Origin of the sequence: Paenarthrobacter sp. 2TAF44, from assembly GCF_052114885.1 — a bacterium.
Taxonomy (GTDB): domain Bacteria; phylum Actinomycetota; class Actinomycetes; order Actinomycetales; family Micrococcaceae; genus Arthrobacter.
Genome location: NZ_JBFRFP010000004.1, coordinates 229002 through 246912 on the forward strand (window position 1 = coordinate 229002; position 17911 = coordinate 246912).

General features: G+C 60.9%; 18 protein-coding genes and 1 pseudogene. 5 read left to right on the forward strand and 14 right to left on the reverse strand.

The genetic code is table 11. The annotated features are described in order from the left end of the window. Window position 1 precedes the first annotated feature (1 nt). The 4 genes and pseudogenes from AB4Z15_RS06615 (at window position 2) to AB4Z15_RS06630 (ending at window position 3448) form a co-directional block, all read left to right on the forward strand. Window positions 2–1996 carry an exo-alpha-sialidase gene (locus AB4Z15_RS06615; RefSeq protein WP_442016627.1) on the forward strand — a complete coding sequence of 665 codons (1995 nt, stop codon included), beginning with the start codon at window positions 2–4 and terminating at the stop codon, window positions 1994–1996. Then, window positions 1914–2438: pseudogene (locus AB4Z15_RS06620) on the forward strand (Mu transposase domain-containing protein); the annotation flags it as partial. The gene AB4Z15_RS06615 and the pseudogene AB4Z15_RS06620, both read left to right, overlap by 83 nt. A 185-nt stretch (window positions 2439–2623) precedes the next feature. After that, a complete protein-coding gene (gene mscL / locus AB4Z15_RS06625; RefSeq protein WP_442003576.1) occupies window positions 2624–3031 on the forward strand; it encodes a large conductance mechanosensitive channel protein MscL in 408 nt (135 codons plus the stop codon). Window positions 3032–3226: 195 nt separating this feature from the next. Then, a complete protein-coding gene (locus tag AB4Z15_RS06630) occupies window positions 3227–3448 on the forward strand; it encodes a hypothetical protein (protein ID WP_442003575.1) in 222 nt (73 codons plus the stop codon). Window positions 3449–3880: 432 nt separating this feature from the next. On the opposite strand, the gene AB4Z15_RS06635 is transcribed toward AB4Z15_RS06630, so the two are convergent. The 3 genes from AB4Z15_RS06635 to AB4Z15_RS06645 are packed head-to-tail and all read right to left on the reverse strand — an operon-like array spanning window position 3881 to window position 6792. Beyond that, window positions 3881–5344: a protein adenylyltransferase SelO gene (locus AB4Z15_RS06635; protein ID WP_442016665.1), complete on the reverse strand. Its 1464-nt coding sequence runs from the start codon at window positions 5342–5344 to the stop codon at window positions 3881–3883. Between the two features lie 43 nt (window positions 5345–5387). Then, window positions 5388–6185, reverse strand: a complete 798-nt coding sequence (locus AB4Z15_RS06640) for an aspartate dehydrogenase domain-containing protein (protein WP_442016628.1) — start codon at window positions 6183–6185, stop codon at window positions 5388–5390. A 49-nt stretch (window positions 6186–6234) separates the two neighbouring features. Then, the gene (locus AB4Z15_RS06645; RefSeq protein WP_442016629.1) at window positions 6235–6792 is read right to left on the reverse strand and encodes a MarR family winged helix-turn-helix transcriptional regulator; all 558 of its coding nucleotides are present in this window, start codon (window positions 6790–6792) and stop codon (window positions 6235–6237) included. 198 nt (window positions 6793–6990) lie between these two features. Between AB4Z15_RS06645 and AB4Z15_RS06650 the strand changes: the two genes are divergently transcribed. Beyond that, on the forward strand, window positions 6991–7509 hold the full coding sequence (locus tag AB4Z15_RS06650) for a cupin domain-containing protein (RefSeq protein ID WP_442003571.1): 519 nt from the start codon (window positions 6991–6993) through the stop codon (window positions 7507–7509). A 120-nt stretch (window positions 7510–7629) separates the two neighbouring features. On the opposite strand, the gene AB4Z15_RS06655 is transcribed toward AB4Z15_RS06650, so the two are convergent. The 11 genes from AB4Z15_RS06655 to AB4Z15_RS06705 form a co-directional block, all read right to left on the reverse strand. Further along, window positions 7630–8724, reverse strand: a complete 1095-nt coding sequence (locus tag AB4Z15_RS06655) for a Rieske 2Fe-2S domain-containing protein (protein ID WP_442016630.1) — start codon at window positions 8722–8724, stop codon at window positions 7630–7632. Window positions 8725–8727: 3 nt separating this feature from the next. Then, entirely contained in the window at window positions 8728–8946 is a 219-nt protein-coding gene (locus tag AB4Z15_RS06660; RefSeq protein WP_442016631.1) for a recombinase-like helix-turn-helix domain-containing protein, read from the reverse strand. Further along, window positions 8939–9583, reverse strand: coding sequence for an alpha/beta fold hydrolase (locus AB4Z15_RS06665; RefSeq protein ID WP_442016632.1), 645 nt, complete (start codon window positions 9581–9583; stop codon window positions 8939–8941). The genes AB4Z15_RS06660 and AB4Z15_RS06665 overlap by 8 nt, the downstream gene beginning before the upstream one ends. A 16-nt stretch (window positions 9584–9599) precedes the next feature. Beyond that, window positions 9600–11270 carry a thiamine pyrophosphate-binding protein gene (locus AB4Z15_RS06670; protein ID WP_442016633.1) on the reverse strand — a complete coding sequence of 557 codons (1671 nt, stop codon included), beginning with the start codon at window positions 11268–11270 and terminating at the stop codon, window positions 9600–9602. Window positions 11271–11303: 33 nt separating this feature from the next. Beyond that, window positions 11304–12092: an SDR family oxidoreductase gene (locus AB4Z15_RS06675; RefSeq protein ID WP_442016634.1), complete on the reverse strand. Its 789-nt coding sequence runs from the start codon at window positions 12090–12092 to the stop codon at window positions 11304–11306. A gap of 88 nt (window positions 12093–12180) precedes the next feature. After that, window positions 12181–12924, reverse strand: a complete 744-nt coding sequence (locus AB4Z15_RS06680; protein WP_442016635.1) for an SDR family oxidoreductase — start codon at window positions 12922–12924, stop codon at window positions 12181–12183. Continuing rightward, window positions 12921–13811 carry an alpha/beta fold hydrolase gene (locus AB4Z15_RS06685; protein ID WP_442016636.1) on the reverse strand — a complete coding sequence of 297 codons (891 nt, stop codon included), beginning with the start codon at window positions 13809–13811 and terminating at the stop codon, window positions 12921–12923. Before AB4Z15_RS06685 ends, AB4Z15_RS06680 begins: the two co-directional genes overlap by 4 nt. Further along, entirely contained in the window at window positions 13804–14796 is a 993-nt protein-coding gene (locus AB4Z15_RS06690) for a VOC family protein (protein ID WP_442016637.1), read from the reverse strand. The genes AB4Z15_RS06685 and AB4Z15_RS06690 overlap by 8 nt, the downstream gene beginning before the upstream one ends. 32 nt (window positions 14797–14828) lie before the next feature. Further along, window positions 14829–15830 (reverse strand): PDR/VanB family oxidoreductase, encoded by a 1002-nt coding sequence (locus AB4Z15_RS06695; protein WP_442016638.1) that lies wholly within the window; start codon window positions 15828–15830, stop codon window positions 14829–14831. Between the two features lie 6 nt (window positions 15831–15836). Then, window positions 15837–16181: a RidA family protein gene (locus AB4Z15_RS06700; protein WP_442016639.1), complete on the reverse strand. Its 345-nt coding sequence runs from the start codon at window positions 16179–16181 to the stop codon at window positions 15837–15839. Window positions 16182–16222: 41 nt separating this feature from the next. Next, window positions 16223–17776, reverse strand: coding sequence for an aldehyde dehydrogenase (locus tag AB4Z15_RS06705; protein WP_442016640.1), 1554 nt, complete (start codon window positions 17774–17776; stop codon window positions 16223–16225). Between the last annotated feature and the right edge of the window lie 135 nt (window positions 17777–17911).

Here is a 17911-nt window from a genome sequence, read left to right on the forward strand (position 1 = left end):
AATGCACGAACAATCTGTGCCTTCAGCCATGCCCAAATTCAGGAGCAGCCCTCCACGCACGAGACCGATCGTCGCCGCCGTCGTGCTTGTCATGCTGGCAGTACTGGCGGGCCAGTTCACTGCGATATCGCCAGCCGTGGCAGTGACCAGCGGGAACGGTGCGCTGGTGTACTCACCGCCGGCGGGATCCTCGTTCAATCCGGAAGGCGGGCGTGCGGCAGGCACCACCTACGCCAAAGTCATTACCCTCAAGAACAACGGAACCGCCAACGGCACCCTGCTGGCCACCTTCGACAAATTGGTACTGACAAACGGCGTCCAGAGCTATCCCATCCACCGCAGCACGGATAACGGCGCCACGTGGACCAAGATCTCTGAAGTGAATCCAAGCATCAACTTCCCCGCGCTGACGCGGACGGCGCAGCCTTTCCTCTTCGAACTCCCCCAACAGGTTGGCAACCTGCCCGCCGGCACCATTCTGCTCACGGGGATGATCATGCCCGAAGATCGCTCCAGCAGCAGACTTGTTGTGTACAAGAGCTTGGACAAGGGCGTCACGTGGTCCTACCAGAGCACCATCGACTCCGGCGGACCGGCAGTCTACGATCCCAGCCCGACCTCCACCACGAGTACTGTTTGGGAACCCTCCCTGGCAATCGACGGCAACGGCGGACTCGCGGCCTATTTCTCCGACGAGCGGCAAAAAGCAAACGGCGTGCTCCAAGCCGTGTCGTATCGACGCTCAACTGATGGCGGCCTCACGTGGGGTGCACTCGGCAACGTTTCTGCGCCGACAAACAACAGCGACCGCCCCGGCATGATTACAGTGACCAAGATGCAGGATGGCCGTTATCTGGCCACTTTCGAAGTGGTCAACCGTCCCAGCCAGTCGCAGAACACAGCGCCGGTCTATTTCAAGATCTCGCCGGATGGCCTGAACTGGTCGCCTGAAGCGAGCATCGGCACAAAGGTAGCTCTCAAAGACGGGCGAGGAATTGGGTCCTCCCCCTTCGTGAAGTGGGTTCCCACCGGCGGACCTAAAGGTATGGTCATCATCGCCTCGAAATGGTCACTGGACACAGCCGGCGCCATCGACGGCGGCCAGAACTTCTACGTCAACTACAACCTCGGCGACGGTCCCTGGGAAAGGCTCCCCTACGCCGTCACCTACGACGCCTCCGACACTCAAGGCGGGTCCTTCACCGGCTTTGCCCAAGGCTTCGACACCAGCGTTGACGGCAGGACGCTCTACCAGGCCACCAACGTTGAAAATCCTGCTACCACATACAACGACGTTCGAGTCGGCTCGATCCCCTTGGACGCCCAGCAGTACGAGGCCGAACGCGCAGTCCGGCAGGATGCAGCCCTGGTGAACGATCCGGATGCGTCCAACGGCTCAAAAGTAGGCAACATCAACAATGCCGGCAGCTCGGTCACCTTCACCGTGAGGGTGCCAACTGCAGGAACCTACACACTGAATATGCGCTACACGAACGGAACCGGAGCAAACAGCTCGCACGCCGTCAAAGTCAACGGGGGCACATCGACTACCTTGAACTACCCGGCGACCGTCGACTGGGGGCGCTACGGCTGGGTGCAGATGAATGCTACTTTGACGGCCGGAGCCAACACAGTGTCCTTCACCAAGGGAACCTCCTTCGCCGAACTTGATGTCCTCCAGGTCTTCAACCCTTCCAGCAGCCTGGATCCGCAATTCCGGGTTACCAACCGCAACAGCGGCAAATCTCTGGAAATTCTCAGCGCTCTAACAACCGACGGCGCGGGAGCCGGACAGTGGGCCGACACCGGCAATGCCACACAGCTATGGAGCATCAAGCAAGCCAGCTTGTCGGTTCGTGCGTTGGCGGTCCGGTACGGGGTTCACAGGCGAACGGTGAGGCAGGCACTGGATTCAGCGTCATACCGCACGCAGGATCCTGGCCCGGCTCATCGAAGAGCACGGTCCGCAGGAGCTCTCGTATTCCACGGTGCGTGATTACGTCAGGGTCCGCCGGGCCCAGATTGACCTAGAGGCAGGACGCCGCGTTGAGGTGTTCGTTCCGCAGGAACACGCGCCGGGCGCCGAAGCCGAGGTGGACTTCCGCGAGGTCTATGTCGTGCTGAACGACCGCTTCCGCGGATGGGAAGCCCAAGACGATCACCGGCGAATCAATGGCAGGATCCGCACCATCGGTCAGGACTCCGAGATTGAACGGCCGTTCCTGGCCTCTTTGCCGGCGGAAGAATTTGATCCGGGACTGGTGCTGAACCCCAGGGTTGATAGGTCCTCGATGGTCACGGTCCCAATGGTGAAGTACTCCGTCCCAGCCCGGCTCATCCGTCGAAGGGTCCGGGTCTCACTGCGGGCGTCCGAGCTCGCAGTCTTCGACGGCCACACCGTGGCCGCCAGACACCAGCGGGTCCCCGCCCGCTCCGGTCCTGGCCCAGGGCATCGCCCGTAAGAGTTCGGAACAGGTGAACATCCCCGATGCAGGAACCCAAGGTCCCCGCGGAGGTGAATCCGACCTCATGCCACGGGCGCCGGCGGGCACTGGGGTAACTCCCCTCGAAACTTTCCCCAAAAGTGTCCGATACGGCATCCGGGTGGGGTAATTTGATCGCTATGTTGACCGGATTCAAGAATTTCATCATGAAGGGCAACGTCGTAGACCTTGCCGTCGCCGTCGTGATTGGTGCCGCCTTCGGTGCCGTAGTCACGGCCCTAGTCCAAAGCGTTCTCATGCCGTTCATCGCGGCCTTGGTCGGATCTCCGAACTTCGATAGCTTCGCCGTCGTGACCCTCAACGGAAACGACATCAAATTCGGTGTCCTGCTCACGGCAATTGTTAACTTCGTGCTCGTGGCGGCAGCCATTTACTTCGTCATCGTCGTGCCCATGAACCACATGGTCGAGCGCCGCAACCGGCGCCTCGGCATCAACCCGGACGTCAAGGAAGAAGCTGCCGAAGACCCCCAGATTGCCCTGCTCACGGAAATCAGGGATTCCCTACAGCAAGGCCGCATGCCCTAATCAAGTCGGCGGACCCAAAGCCCACCAAAAATCAGCTGTCAGGCTGAACCGCGGCCCAATTGCTTCGGCACGCTTACGTTCCACAGACCGACGCTGCGATAGCGTGTCTCTCAGCGGCGCAGGGATAAATCCCGGCGTTCGCGCAGCCGCAGGCTGGCTGTGCTTGTTTTCCGTCATCGATGAAAGGACATGAAAGTGGCTGTTTCGATTGAATTGGGCAAGGCATTGGACAAGGCGTACGAGAACTCGACTCTGGACGAAGTCCTGTCGGCCCCGCCCTCGGCTCTTGCCGGCCTGACCGAAAAGCACGACGAACTGCTTGCCGGTATGGGAATCAAAACCATCCGCGATCTGGGAAGCAACAAATACTTCGCTACGGCCGGTGTTCTGGTCGCACTCTCCGGCAAGGTCGGGTAGTCGGTCTGGACTGTTAGCGCGTCTCACTGAAAAGGTCCGGCCCGGCGCACGCCAAGTCGGACCTTTTCCATTCCAGAATGGATTTCTCCCACTCAAGAGATCTGACATGCTACCAACGACGGCACCCCGACTCCATACCCCCGGGCGGCATCTGCCGTTCCCTAGCGGGATACAGGAACCCTTTACCCAACCGGTGCGAAAAGCCCCGAGGTGCCGTGTTGCCGCAGGATCAACAGCCGCGCCCATCCTCATCTGAACCCATAGAACGCCGGCCTCCGACGACCCAGACGCCCCCGCGCACGAGACCTACGCACCGTACCGCGAGCCCAAGACCCACAACAAGGCTCCGTGAACCTGGGGCCACTTTCAACCGCCCCTTTGGGGCCAAAAATACATGACACAATCAGTCTGCCTAGTGCATAAAGCCGCGCCCTACGTTCCGCAGAATGTCCGGTAGGGGCCGAAGCTCTCTGGCGCAGGCCCGACAAACTTTTCCAAGCCCGAGCGCTCACTGAATGGCGAAGTTACCGCCGCGAGCAACTGTTCGGTGGGGACCATGTTCCCCTCTGTTGCCGCGGAAAGCGCCTCTTCCACCAAGTGGTTGCGGGGAATATAGATTGGATTGACCCGGTCCATGGCATCACCATCAGGCGTGAGAGCACGCCAACGTTCCAGCCACGAATCGAACGCTGCCAGATCAAGAATCATGCGGCGAGTGGGTTCAGTCTGCCCGCGGGCGGCCTTTCCCAGGTTCCGGAAAAACGAGGTGTAGTCCGCACGTGACTCCTGAACCAGCTCAAGCAGGTCATCCACCAAAGGTGAGGCAACGTCGTCGTCGATTCCCTCAGGTAGCCCAAGTTTGGCCTTCATGCCCTCGAACCAGGTGGCGCTGTATTGCTGGCGGAACCCGTTGAGTGCCTCGACGGCATGGGCCACCGCCTGCTCCTCATCCTCATGGATAAGGGCGGCGAGTGATTCGGCGAAACGGGCGAGGTTCCACTCGGCAACCAACGGCTGGTTGCGATAGGCATACCGTCCGGATTCATCAATGGAGCTGTATACCGCACCCGGATCGAAGCCTTCCATAAAGGCGCACGGACCATAATCGATGGTTTCGCCGGACACAGTCATGTTGTCGGTGTTCATGACACCATGCACGAAACCGACGAGCATCCACTGGGCCACCAGCTTCGCTTGGACCGCAATGACGCCCTTTAGGAGACCGAGGTAGCGGTTGGCTTCCCCAGCAGCGGACGGGTGGTGGCGTTCGATCGCGTGATCAGCAAGGCGGCGCAACAGATCCATGTCGTTGGTGGCTCTGGCGTATTGGAAACTGCCTACCCGCAGGTGACTGCTGGCAACCCGGGTCAGAACGGCGCCCGGCAGGAGAGTCTCGCGCTGAACCGGACGGCCCGTTGCGACGACTGCCAGAGACCTCGTGGTGGGAATGGTCAGAGCATGCATAGCCTCGCTCACGATGTATTCGCGAAGCATGGGCCCAACCACCGCCTGGCCGTCGCCGTTCCGGGCAAAGGGAGTCCGCCCCGAGCCCTTGAGGTGGACGTCGCGGAGCTTCCCGTCAGCGCCGGCGATCTCACCCAACAGGAGGGCGCGCCCATCCCCCAAACGCGGTGAGTACCAGCCAAACTGGTGACCGGAGTATGCCATCGCCACCGGGGTTGCGTCCTCCGGGAGGGAATTACCGATCAGCAGCCGCACGCCCTCCGGGCTGCGGAGAAAACCGGGATCAAAACCGAGCTCGACGGCGAGCGCCTCGTTGAGTGCCAAAAGCTGCGGATCAGGGGCTTCCTCCGCCCGCCAAGGAATAGCCATCTCAGGAAAGTCCCGGGCGAAATGGCCCTCAAAGGCGACGGTGGTATGCGCAATTTCGCTCATCATTCAAGGATAGCGATGCGGGAAGGGCCGCCGCAGGCGGTGCCTAGATCATTCCACCGCGCTCGCCGATGATCAGTTCCAAGGATCGGAGCACAGCGAACGGGACAACGCCGCTGGTGCGCGGGTTTTGCGGCGATACTTTGTTGCAGATTTCAAAACGGTAATTCCCGCTGTTTCCTGAAGCCTCAATCAAGTGCGTCGTTAGCTCGGCCGCCGGGTCGGCCCTTACGGAAACGGCCACAGTGTCCCAGTCCTCTACTGCAAGGGCGACGGCGGCTGCCACGTTGAGCGACTTCGGGAACAATTGTGTGGCTCGGGCGGCGGACCCTGCAAAGATCTCAATGGGGCCGGCAGTATTCCGAATGCGATCAGCCTCAACCTCGTCCATCCAGGGCTGAATCAGGGAACCCGGGAGCTTGGTTGTGGTTATCCTGACGGCGTCATAGCCCGTTGCGCGGGCGCCCGAAGCCAACAGGTCCAGGCCACCAATGGAGCCCGGGGTCAAGAAAAGCCTGCCCCGGCCCGCGGCGGACAAGCGTTGGGAGAGGTGTGGGTCCGCAAGCGCCCCGAGCGATGTAGCGAGCAGGTCTACACCCGCAGAAAGCACGGCCTCGCCATGCTCAATCAAGACCTCCTGCCCAGCACATTCAACCAGTAGGTCACAGAGCTCCAACGCTTGGTCCATCTCAAGCTGGGGTGCTGGCGCGTTGTCTATGGCGCTGCGGCAAATGATTCCCTCAAGGATGGCCCCCTTGACTTTTCCAGCGGCAATGTCAGCAGCAACACGAGCCCCAATGGCTCCATGTCCGATGATTCCGATCCTGCGGGCTCCTGGCTTCATTCGATTCCTTGCTTGATGGAGTGGATGGACGAACCCGCGCCGTGATCGTCTAGACGTTCAGGGTAAGTTCGTCCGCGGAGGAAGCCTTCGGGTCATAGGCGACGATGGAGGCTTCAGTTTTTTTCAGTAGCAGCGCCAGTTGTTCGATCTCCTTGGCGGTCAGGCCGGCGAGCATATTGCGCTGAGTTTCCAGATGCTTTGAAATGACCTCGTCAATGAGCTTCTTGCCGTGGTCCGTCATCTGGGCGTACACAACACGACGATCCTCCTTCGACCGAACCCGCTCAATAAGGTTTTGTTCCTCCATGCGGTCCAGCCGGAAGGTGATGCCGCCCGTGGTCAGCATGGACGAACTCGCCAATTCACCAGCCGTCTTCCGGTGCGGAGGTCCGGATCGACGCAAGTTCGCCAAAACATCAAAGGATGCCAACGTGAGCCCGTACTTCTCATAGTTCGCATCCTGCACAGCTCGCTGCCGTGCCACCAGGCTCTGCAACCGGCCAAAGACGCCGATGGTCTTGGGATCAAGGTCCGGGCGTTCGCGATGCCAGTCTTCAATAATGGCGTCCACGGCGTCCGTGTCTGTGTTCCGCGATTCGGTGGTCATGCGCACTCTCTCCTTCATTCGGTCTAAGCATCTTAACACTGAGCTTCCCAACGAAGGCAGCAATCGTGAGCACTTTCCACCAGCATCTTGCAGCGTCTCCCATTATATCTTAGTCTTGAGATAGTTAGAGTCGAGGGAGATCGAATCCATGATGACTCTTGCGAAATTTGGCAATTACCAATCCGAGAGAGGTCCATCATGCGCGACGTTATCGAAAGCAAGTTACCGGAACTTGAGGAGCTGATTGATTCGGCCATCGCCTCCCGTGAGAGCCGGGTTGTTGACTTCAATACCCTGAAATTCCAGACCAAAATGGGTGAAAAATTCCGACGCGGACAGGTCCGCTACATCGGTTCCGGAGCTACCGGAGACCACTCGGACGATGGCAACATCCTCCAGGCGGAACACTTCACCTTCTCCAACATGGTGCTGCCCGCCGGATGCGTAGGTCCTGAGCACACGCACCCGGACGTCGAAGAGGTGTTCTTTGTCCTCGAAGGAGAGGTGGAGTTCAGTGTGCACGACGTCGAAGACGGCAACAAGAAGGCGAGCCGCGTGCTGGGTTACCGCGATCTGATCCGGGTCCCGGCCGGCGTTCCCCGGAGTTTGCGCACTGTCAGCGAAGAAGACGCAATTATCTGCGTGATCATCGGCGCCAAGAAACCGGAGATCCCGTTCTATCCGCCGACGTCGGAGATGTATGGCGTAACCCGCTAAATCTTCAACAACCCGGGTACTGGCCGATGCGGCCGGTACCCGGGTTTTGTTTTGCTGAATTACTAGGGACACAAAAGAGCCTGCAGCTCGAGGACTTCGAGCTGCAGGCTCTTCGACGGGCTAAGCGATTCCTTCTGAGAGAATTGCGGCCTGCTTCTGTGCATCGGCATCATGCACCCGGCGGATTCTGGCTACTCCAAGATCGTGCTGATACAAATGCTCGTCCTTATCCGCATCTGCAGCCAGAGCCTCCAGGAGTTCCCGGTCCTGTTCCAAGACCACCCAGTGTTTTTCCTCAAGAGTTGTCTTGTACATGAATCGCCAGACGTCCCGCTCCCAGTCGGAAACGGTCCGGGTACGCCAGTGGAAAACGGCGGAGGTATGGGCATCGATGGGAGTGGACATTCCTACGATCCCGAACGAACCCCCGGGACCTGCTGAATCGGCGTACGGGATCTCCAGATCCACGTAGTCCATGGATTCACGGCAGTACTCCACCCAGTCAAAGTTCTTGCCGCGCTGATCCGTTTTCTCAAAGAAGAATCCGCGGTCGGTCTCACGGATGCGGAAGCGGGCACTCGTATCACCGCCAAACATCGAATGCGAGTCACGGTGGAGGAACGCACCGTGCATCGGATCCAGCACGTTGTCCATGTAGAAGCGCCACGGACTGTTCCATTCCGCGTAGTTGGAAAACCAGGAAACCTCGGGATTGGCCAGGCGGTCGGGCAGTTTGAACTCCGTCACCTCCGAGTCCTCCGTCAAAGGCATGAAGGCAAAGATCATGTCAGCGCCTTCCTGAACAGCCAGCGACGCCGTCACCGTCTTGCCCTCAAGCGCGCAGCCCGGCATGCCTGGAACCGAAATCACGGTGCCGTCACCGTTGACCTGAACGCCGTGGTACTTGCACGCCACCCGGTCCCCGAGGTGTTGGCCCACGGACAAAGGGGCGCTGCGGTGGGGACAGCGATCCTCCAACATCCGGATTTGCCCCCTGGCATCACGGAACAGGAGCCAATCCACGCCCAGCCGCCGGACTTTGACCATGTCGCCGGGTCCAACGAATCGCGACGGGTAGATGGGATACCATCGGTCCCTCAGTCCCGTCGCCGCCAGTTCTGCGGCGTCGAGTTGGCGGCGCGTGCCGACGACAGTTTTGACCTTGGCCCTGCCGGCCCTGGCTCCGGCTGGAGCGCTTGCAGTTGCAGTTGTCATGTCCTACTCTCCCAGTCGTCGCATTTCGGAACGGAATCGGGTTTCATCCCAGGGTTGACCGTCCGGGGCGTTCAAGCCCAAATTGTTCAGGCCCGAGACGATTGCCGGCAGTTCGTGGCTACCACTGGCAAAAATCTCGGACAGGGCTCCAGCGAGCTTGAGCTCATAAGGATTGGGCGGACCCACCCGGGACTGGTTGGCGTCAAGATATTGTTCAGGCACTGTATTCCTCCTGTGTTTGGGTGACAGTGTGCAGACCTTCAGCGATGTTCATGAATGATCTGCTCCACTCATTGAATGAGTGAGATCGGCTCTGGTGTGCTGGAACAGCGGTGTTGTCGATGATGACAAAAACCCCGTTACTGATGCCGCCGGCGATGCTTTGCGGTATGGAGATATCGGTATCGATGTCAGGCGCAGCGGCAATGACCAACGACGGCGCCCGCACCCGCCGGAGCGTGGCCACAAATCCCTCAAGAGACATGTCCACCAACGGGTCACCAAGGATGAGGCTCTTGACCTGCTCCGGGTGCAGCGCAGCGAGCACTATTGCGCCGTACGCGGCTGTTCCGCTGGCCAGAATGTGCGCAGGACCTGCCGTTGAGTCGTAAAGCGCGGACGAGGCTGCTTCAACCCACTCATCCATCTGACCAGGCGGTCCGGCGACGTCCAAGGCAACGCCGATTCCGGGTTCCCAGGCACGGGCTCCCAAAGCATCAAGCTGATGGTCAAACCATTCGCCGGCTCCCCCGCCACCGTGCAAGCACACGACGTCATGCTGTGGCATGACATCGCGGAGTGGCATGATGTCGCCGGGCGCATGGCCAGGGCGCGGATCTACTTCCGTACTTGATTTCATGTGCTCCCCTGCTCCTCTACTGATGTGGGGTTGGAATATGCACCGGCGGAACGAACGCACCCGGTACGGGATCCAAAGCGGTAACGTCGATCTCGATCACCGCGGGCCCCCGAACCGCGAGCGCTTCCACCAAAGCCCCATCAAAGGAGCCGGGGCCCCGCACCCGCCAGAACGGCAATTTCAGCGACTGGGCCAGCAAGGCAAAGTCCGGTGTGTGCAAGTTGACTCCTGCCTCCGCAAAGCCGTTGGCCTTCTGCATGTTGCGCAGGACCCCGTAGCCGCCGTCGTTGAAAACGAGCACCACGCACCAGACCCCTGAGCCGGCAAGGGAGGCGAGTTCACCAAGATGAACGGCCAGGCCGCCGTCGCCTGCAATCACTACGGTGGGAACGTCCGGGCGGGCGCAGGCCGCTCCAATGCCCATGGCCAAGCCCTGGCCGATGCCGCCTCCCAGCGGAAAGATGTTTGTTTCACGCGAGTACATCTCCAGCAGGCGGTTACCCCACTGGCTGGAGGGTATGGTCACATCACGTGCAACAACGGATTCCCGATCCAGGCGGTCCCTGATGCTGTGGCAGATTTCCGCATAACCGCCGATGTACTCAGTCAGCGCGGCCCTTACCTCGAGGCGTACATTGTGCACCTGTTGCGACCAGCCGGGGTCCACAGAGTGGCTACCCACCTGGCTGACGATCGCCTCCAAAATCGCGCGGGAGTCGCCCACCAGACCCACCGTGGCCGGATACACGCGGCCCACGGCTTCAGGGTTGAGATCCAGCTGGATGTGGGTGGCGGGCAATTTGAGTGAATAGTGCTGCGTCTCGTTGGAACGGAAGTGCGTGCCAACACTCAGCAACACATCAGACTGTTCGATCAGCCGGACGGCGGCGGGCGTGGTAGCAAAGTTGCCGATGACAAGATGGTCATCTTCCGGAACCACGCCCCGGCCCGAGTTGCTGGTCAGCAGCCCCGCGCCGAGATGGTGCAGCAGAGCGGCAAGTTCCCTTTCCGCACCGGCCGCTCCTCCGCCGGCCCAAATCAGAGGTCGCTTGGCACCTGCCAGGAGCCGAACGGCTTCGGCGACAGCATCGGCGTCGTACTCAGGTAAAGGCTTCACCTGTGCATCGATGGGGCGCTGGTCATCCGGGTGGGCCAAATACTGCAAATCTGTAGGCCACTCGATGCTGGCTGGTGTGTGAGGCGAGGAGAGCAGGTGTGCGATTGCCTCCTCCAGGTCCGCCTCCGCATCCTTGCCATTGAAAATGGTGCGGGCATAGCCGGAGACCGCGTGGAGCATCTGCAATTGGCGTGGGACCTCATGGATCACGCCACGGTTGCTGCCCATGAATTCGCTGTCGATCTGGCCGGTAATGTGCAGCACGCGGCTTCCCGCGGTGAGTGCCTCCACCATGGAACCCGCGGCGTTGCCGGCTCCTGTGCCAGTGCTGGTCAGGGCAATTCCGATTTTGCCGGAGGCGCGCGCATAAGCGTCAGCCGCGTTGACTGCGGCTGCCTCGTGGCGGACGGCAACAAAGTTCAGCTCCCTGTCCACTGCCTCGACGAGAGGAAGATTGTGGATGCTGATGACCCCGAAAGCCGTATCGATGCCGTGGCGACGCATTACACGGACCAGGACGTCGCCGCCGGTTGGCCCCCTTGGGACCGTTGCTTCTTGTGTCACTGACATATTTGGATCTCTTTCGTAATGAAGTTCCGCTGGCTAGACATAGCGCCCAACGCCACCGCCGACGTCGATTGTTGCTCCTGTGGTGTATCCGCTGAGGGGCGAGAGCAGGGAGACAATATGGAAAGCCACCTCCTCAGCCGTGCCGAAACGGCCCAGCTTGATGCCGCGGTTGGCGGCGATTTCCGCGCTCCAGGCCTCGTAGTCGAGTTCAGAGCCGGCTTCCTCGAAGCGTCGCCGCCACTGGCCGGTGTCCACCAGGCCGAGCAGGACCGAATTCACCCGCGTTCCCTCTGTTGCCAAATCTTCGGCAAGGGAATGCGTGAGGTTCAGCAGCGCGGCGCGGGCAGCAGAGGTGGCAGCCAGGCGCAACTCAGGTTGCCGGGCGAGGATTGCGTTGACGTTGACCACTGAGCCATGGGCCGATGCAGCCAGGGCTGATCTGGCGGAACGAACCACGTTCAGGACGCCGAAGATCTTCAGGCTGAACTCATCACGCAGCTGCTGGTCCGTGGTGTCCTGGAGTGTGGCCATCAAGGATCGGCCGGCGTTGCAGACCAGGCCATCGACGGCGCCAAAGCGGTCCAAAGTGCCCGCGATAAACCTGTTCGTGGCATCTTGGTCCGTGACGTCGCACGACGCAAGGTAAATCGAGTCCTTGTCCGCCCAGGAAAACTCCTCGAATGCTGCCTCCAAGCGGCCGGCGTCGCGCGCGCAGGCAGCAACCTGCGCACCTTCGCTCAGCAAATATCGGGCGGTGGCAAGCCCGACGCCGGAACTCGCCCCGGTGACAACCACCGTGCGGTCCTTCAGTTGCAGGTCCATATGTGGGACTCCTTATTAGTGGTTTTCCGCTGCGGGCGGTTCAGTAATCCAGGGCTTGGTTGGCCTGTCACTCCAATGGCCTGTGACTTCAGTGGCCCATGACGAAGCCGCCGTCCACCACGATCGTCTGGCCGGTGATGAAGCCTGCAGCATCGGACAGCAGGAACTGGACGACGCCGGATACGTCCTTGGGTTGTTGGTCCCTGGGCAGCACGCGGTTCTCTTCGTAGAGACGGTAACGGGAGGCCGGCACTGACTCGGTGGCTTCCACCCGGGTCAGCCCCGGGGCGACGGCGTTGACGCGGACTCCGGCTGGTCCCGCGTCGCGGGCCATTGTCCGGGTCATCGCCAGGACAGCCCCTTTTGATCCGACATAGTGGACCAGCCGTGGAGAGCCGTAGAGCGCTGCGTCTGATGCGATGTTGACAATGGAGCCAGCCTTGCTTTGGGCCAGCTGGGCGTAAAGGTGTTTGCTGACCAGCCAGGTCCCGTAGGCATTGATAGTCATCACCCTTTGGAAGAACTCCTCTTCCAGTTCCCAAAAGGCGTCGCCGCCTACGCCGTCGGCCAATGCCGCGTTGTTGACCAGCGCATCAGCGCCGCCCAGCTGCTGGACCGCCGCGGCCAGATCCGCAACCGAGGTTTTGTCAGCGATGTCAGTGATGATCGCCGTCGCATCAAAGCCCCGTCCGCGGAGTGTTGCGGCAGCGTGCTCAGCGAGGTCTGCATTCTTCTCGGCAATGACTATTCGGTCTCCGCTGCTTGCCAATCGATCCGCGATGTCGAAGCCAAGTCCCCGCCCTGATCCAGTAACTACTACGAGGCGCGTCACTGGATGCCCTCCCAGAAAGCGAGGATGGCAGCGGACATCTCCATCGGCTTTTCCTGCACTGCGGCGTGCCCTGCACCGGGAATGATGCCCAGCGTGGCACCGGGGATGTTCTCTGCAAGGACCTTGGATTCCGCGACGCCAGTGATCACGTCGTCCTGGCCCACCAAGACCAGCGCCGGGATCCGCAGCCGAGGAAGCAGGTCCGTGGTGTCGCACTGCGCCATCATGGTGGCGGCCGACGAAAAGCCGGACAAGCGGACGGCTGCCATGTCCGCCCGAACAGCTTCGGCCACCCAAGCCGGGGCGGACGGTGAGACCAGCCTTGCCGACCGTCGGGCCGCGAGCATTTCGGGACCGACGGCGGCCAGTTCCGGAACGCGGGCCAGCATGCGTTGCGCCGCGGTCTTGGTAATTCCCGAACCCCGGGTGCTGTCCGCCAGCACAATGGACCGCACTGCCTCCGGTGCTTGAGCGGCAATCCGGGTGGCGATGACGCCTCCCCATGATGTGCCGATCAGGTGGGCGGGGCCCACATTCAGTGTGGCCAGGATGTCGAGCACCAAAGCAGGATGATCCAAGCCTTCCGGTGGTGCTGCCGATTCGCCGTACCCGGGAGCATCCCAGCAAAACGTCTGGTATCCGTGGGCACTCAGCAGCTGAGCCAGGGCACCACAGGATGATGCGGCTCCCCCGATGCCGTGCATGAGGAAGACCGGGATACCTTCCCCGCGAATAACAAGGGAGACCCCGTGGACAAATTTCCGGCGTTCGGTAAAGGTGTCAGTCGCCACGGTTTCGATCGACGCGACTTCGGTGGACGCGGTTTCGGTGGACGCGGTTTCGGTGGACGCGGTTTCGGTGGCGATCGGCAAGGAGCTGCTACGCATGGGCTTTTTCTGTGGCAGGAGCCTCCAGCATGGAGAAGTAATCCTCACGTCGAGGGACCACCAGCGACCTGTACCCGCTATCCGGAACGCCGGCCATGGCGCTTCGGACCGCGGTAGTGGGCGGACCCGCGGTTCCCCATTGGTCGGAGAGTTCAGGCGTCCGCTCCCAGGTGCGGCACAGCCAACTGTCCTCATCCACTTGGGCTACTTCGGAGGTGTATTCGCAAACCAGGCCTGAAGGGTCTGTGAAATACGAGAACGTGTTGTCGCCCGGACCGTGCCGGCCCGGCCCCCACTGAGGAGCGATGTTGTGCCGCTTCAGGTTGCCAATGCCGCGCATGAAGTGATCAATGCTCTGCATCTCGTAAGCCACATGATTGACCGAGGTCCAGGGAGCCTGGTTGAACGCGATGGCATGGTGTTCGCTGTTGCACCGCAGGAAGGCCATCTGGTGCTCGGACCAATCTGAAATACGCATCCCCAGCACCTGTGTATAGAAGGCTGTGGCGCGGTCAATATCCACGGTGTTGAGCACCACGTGGGCGATCTTGCGCGGTAGGGCCCGTCGGCCGGCTGGCTCTTGACTGACAACGGCGTGGACGTTGGCGGAAAGTTCCACCAGCCTGCCTTCGGGATCCACCAGCTGAAGACCGTAGCCACCGGCAGCATCATCCAAGGGACCCGGCTCACGGAAAAGCGGAATCCCCAGAGAGGTCAGCTTAGTAGCTGCACGGTCAACGTCCTGCGGCGTGGCCAGGGCGAAGGAGACGCCGCCCAGGGCATTCTGCTCGCCTCTTTCCAGCCTCAGGATGTGATGTTCGGACCCGGTCCCGCGGAGCCAAAATTTGTCAGTGTCCTCCTCCACGGTGGAAAGGCCCCAGACTTCATGGTAGAAATCCTTGGCTGGCCGGGTATCGGGCACTTTCAGGGACACAGAACGCAGGGACCGCAGATTGCAGACAGGCTCTGCTGAGAAATAGTTCATGGGAATCAACCTTCAGTCGAGTGATGTTCGTACTAGAGATCCAAAATCAGTTCCCGGGACCGGCAACGTGAGACGCAGACAAACATTGATTTGTTCTCTGCCCGTTCGGCCGGGGAGAGCAGGAAATCGCGGTGCTCAACGTCCCCCTCGATGACCCCGGTTTCACAGGTTCCGCAGATGCCTTCTGCGCATGAGCTGGGAACGTTGATGCCGGCGTCGTTCAGGGCATCCAGAACTGAAACATCGGCCCCAACGGCGATCCGCTGGCCAGTGCTCTGGCAGATGACGTCGAAACTTGTCTCGTCGAGTTCCTGTCCGGGCACGATGTCCGGTGCTTTGAACCGCTCAATCCTCAATCGCGATTCATCTGCCATGGCGCCAGCTACAGCCTGCATCAGGGATTCAGGGCCGCAGGCATACACCAGGGCTTCAGGCGGGAGCGAGCCGACTGCCTCCGAGAGATCCGCATAGTTGCCGTTGGCTTCGTCGGCAGCGTGGATGCTTATTCGGTGCCGGGGCAGGTCTGAAATCTCTGACAGGAAGGCCATGGTGGAACGCGACCGGCCGGTATACAGCAGGGACCAGTCAGCTCCTTTTGCTTCCAACCGCCGCACCATGGAAATGATCGGGGTGATGCCGATGCCGCCAGCTACCAAGGCATACCGTTCGGCGTGATCAAGCTCGAAGTTGTTGCGCGGGCCCTCAACCTTGATAAGCGTTCCCACCGGCAGCTCATCATGGATCAGCCTGCTGCCACCGCGGGAATCGGGGGTTCGCAGCACTGCCACAGTCCAGCTGGTGGAGTCTTCCGGGTCCGAACACAAGGAGTATTCGCGAGTGAGCCCATTGGGCAGGTGCAGGCTTAGGTGGGCGCCGGGAAGCCACTGCGGGAGTGCCGCCCCGGCGGGATCAACAAACATCATCCGGATGACGCCGTCGGCTTCCCAGGTTTTCTGCTGCACCCTGAGCGTCAGCACCTTCGATTCGGCGGCAGCAGGGGTCACCGTCGCACGGTTCTGAATTTCCACACTCATTGGTCTTCATTTCCTCCGGTGGGCGATTGCTTCGATTTCCACCGTGGCTCCATACGGCAGGGCGGCCACCTCCACAAACGAACGCGCCGGGCGCGGCGATTCGAACAGCAGTTCGTAGTGGCTGTTGGCTTCGTCCCGCAGCGTCACGTCGGTGACGAAGTAGGTGGTTTTTACCACGTCCTCCAAGGACATCCCGACGGCTCCCAGTCGCTCTGAGAGCCTCGCGGCTGCGGCTACCAGCGCTTCGGAGCGACCGGGTACGGCAATACCGCTTTCATCCACCGACAATGCACCGGAGATAAAGCCGAATCCCCCGGCTACAAAGGCGGGGCTGTAGGGGTGAGCATTCATTGACGTACCTTTCGAACGCAAGATGGTGGTAGCCGGTCCAGCTAGTTGCCGGCCCATGGGATGGATGCACCCGAGAGGTCGATGTAGATGCTCTTCTGGTGCATATAGGATCGAATGCCGTCCCGGCCCTTTTCAGTGCCCAGACCGCTTTCCTTAAGCCCGCTGAACGGGGTGGAGATACTGAACTGCTTGTAGGTGTTGACCCACACGGTCCCGGCCGAAACGGCCCGCGCTATTTTCCAGGCCAGTCGGTAGTCAGCGGTCCAGATGCCGCAGGCCAAGCCAAAAACGCTGTCGTTGGCCTGAAGGATGAGATCGGCTTCATCGTCGAACGGTAGGACCACGGCCACCGGACCAAAAATTTCCTCCTGGCAAATGAGGTCCGAGTTGCTCACGCCAGCAATGATGGTGGGCTCATAGAACGCACCAGCCTGCAGCCGGGGGTCCTTGGGGGCAGCGCCACCGCAGAGGATCTGCGCACCAGCCAGCCGCGCGTCTTCAACCATCCCGGCGACGGCGTCACGGTGGGCATGGGCCACCAGCGGCCCTACCTGGGTGCTTGGGTCCGTTCCTGGTCCGACCCGAAGGGCTTCGGCACCCTTGACGAGTCTTTCAACAACGGCGTCATAGACCGATCGCTGGATGAACACGCGCGAGCCGGCAATGCAGCTCTGCCCGCTCGAAGAGAAGATGCCATAAAGCACGCCCGCCAAGGCCTGGTCCAGGTCGGCATCAGCAAAAATAATGGTGGGCGATTTTCCGCCCAGCTCCAAGGTGATGGGCATGATCTTCTCGGCGGCAATATGGCCCAGTTGGCGCCCCGTGGAAGTGCCGCCCGTGAAGGAAATCTTGCCTACGTCAGGGTGTCGCGCGATCGCATCGCCTACGACGCGGCCGGGGCCTGGAAGGACAGAGAGCAGACCTGCAGGTAGGCCGGCCTCCTCACAAATCCGTGCCAACAGCAGCGAAACCCAAGGAGCCCAGACCGGCGGCTTCACCACGACGGCGTTCCCTGCAGCAAGTGCCGGAGCCACCTTTTGTGCGTCGCTGGCAATCGGCGAGTTCCAGGGCGTGATGGCACCCACGACTCCGATCGCTTCATAGGTGGACATGCTGAGGTAGTTCCCACGAGGGGGCGTCAGTGCATCCTCCATGGTCTCCAGAGCGGACGCGGTGAAGCGGAAGGTGGCTGCCGCGCTCATGGCGAGCGCCCTGGTTTCCACGAGTGTCTTACCTGTGTCCAGCGTCTGGAGTTCGGCAATGCGATCAGCGTTGATCTCGATGGCTGAGCTGATGCGGTGCAGGACAGCAGCGCGTTCGTGAGGGAGCTTCTTTGCCCATCCCGACTCTTCCACGGCTTTCAGGCCGGCAGCCACCGCGGCGTCCACATCCGCCGTCGTTGCTCCGTGGAGGGTGGCGAAAACCTCAGAGGTAGCGGGATTGACCGATTCGATCAGCGCACCGCTGCCTCGGGTCCAGACGCCGCCCACGTAGATCTCATCCCGCGTATCAGGAGCGACCACCATCTGGGCGTCCAGCCGGGCGTCCGCAGGGCTGGGCCGGGAAGTGTTTCCTACAAGGCTGTCCGTACTCATCTTCAGCTTCCGTTCATCTCTCTGTCATGCCCACGCCGTGAATTCATGTGAACTACGTCATAGGGAAAAGAATATCAGTAGTAAGATACTTTCTGTCAAGATATTTAGGTTCAAAGTTAATTTTCCTGAACAGAG

Bases quoted from the DNA above. Each gene is read 5' to 3' on its own strand.
- AB4Z15_RS06615 (WP_442016627.1), top strand. From the start codon at position 2: ATGCACGAACAATCTGTGCCTTCAGCCATGCCCAAATTCAGGAGCAGC.
- AB4Z15_RS06635 (WP_442016665.1), bottom strand. From the start codon at position 5,344: ATGAGCGAAATTGCGCATACCACCGTCGCCTTTGAGGGCCATTTCGCC.
- AB4Z15_RS06640 (WP_442016628.1), bottom strand. From the start codon at position 6,185: ATGAAGCCAGGAGCCCGCAGGATCGGAATCATCGGACATGGAGCCATT.
- AB4Z15_RS06700 (WP_442016639.1), bottom strand. From the start codon at position 16,181: ATGAATGCTCACCCCTACAGCCCCGCCTTTGTAGCCGGGGGATTCGGC.
- AB4Z15_RS06690 (WP_442016637.1), bottom strand. From the start codon at position 14,796: ATGAACTATTTCTCAGCAGAGCCTGTCTGCAATCTGCGGTCCCTGCGT.
- AB4Z15_RS06665 (WP_442016632.1), bottom strand. From the start codon at position 9,583: ATGAAATCAAGTACGGAAGTAGATCCGCGCCCTGGCCATGCGCCCGGC.
- AB4Z15_RS06655 (WP_442016630.1), bottom strand. From the start codon at position 8,724: ATGACAACTGCAACTGCAAGCGCTCCAGCCGGAGCCAGGGCCGGCAGG.
- mscL (WP_442003576.1), top strand. From the start codon at position 2,624: ATGTTGACCGGATTCAAGAATTTCATCATGAAGGGCAACGTCGTAGAC.
- AB4Z15_RS06670 (WP_442016633.1), bottom strand. From the start codon at position 11,270: ATGTCAGTGACACAAGAAGCAACGGTCCCAAGGGGGCCAACCGGCGGC.
- AB4Z15_RS06695 (WP_442016638.1), bottom strand. From the start codon at position 15,830: ATGAGTGTGGAAATTCAGAACCGTGCGACGGTGACCCCTGCTGCCGCC.
- AB4Z15_RS06685 (WP_442016636.1), bottom strand. From the start codon at position 13,811: ATGCGTAGCAGCTCCTTGCCGATCGCCACCGAAACCGCGTCCACCGAA.
- AB4Z15_RS06675 (WP_442016634.1), bottom strand. From the start codon at position 12,092: ATGGACCTGCAACTGAAGGACCGCACGGTGGTTGTCACCGGGGCGAGT.
- AB4Z15_RS06650 (WP_442003571.1), top strand. From the start codon at position 6,991: ATGCGCGACGTTATCGAAAGCAAGTTACCGGAACTTGAGGAGCTGATT.
- AB4Z15_RS06645 (WP_442016629.1), bottom strand. From the start codon at position 6,792: ATGACCACCGAATCGCGGAACACAGACACGGACGCCGTGGACGCCATT.
- AB4Z15_RS06705 (WP_442016640.1), bottom strand. From the start codon at position 17,776: ATGAGTACGGACAGCCTTGTAGGAAACACTTCCCGGCCCAGCCCTGCG.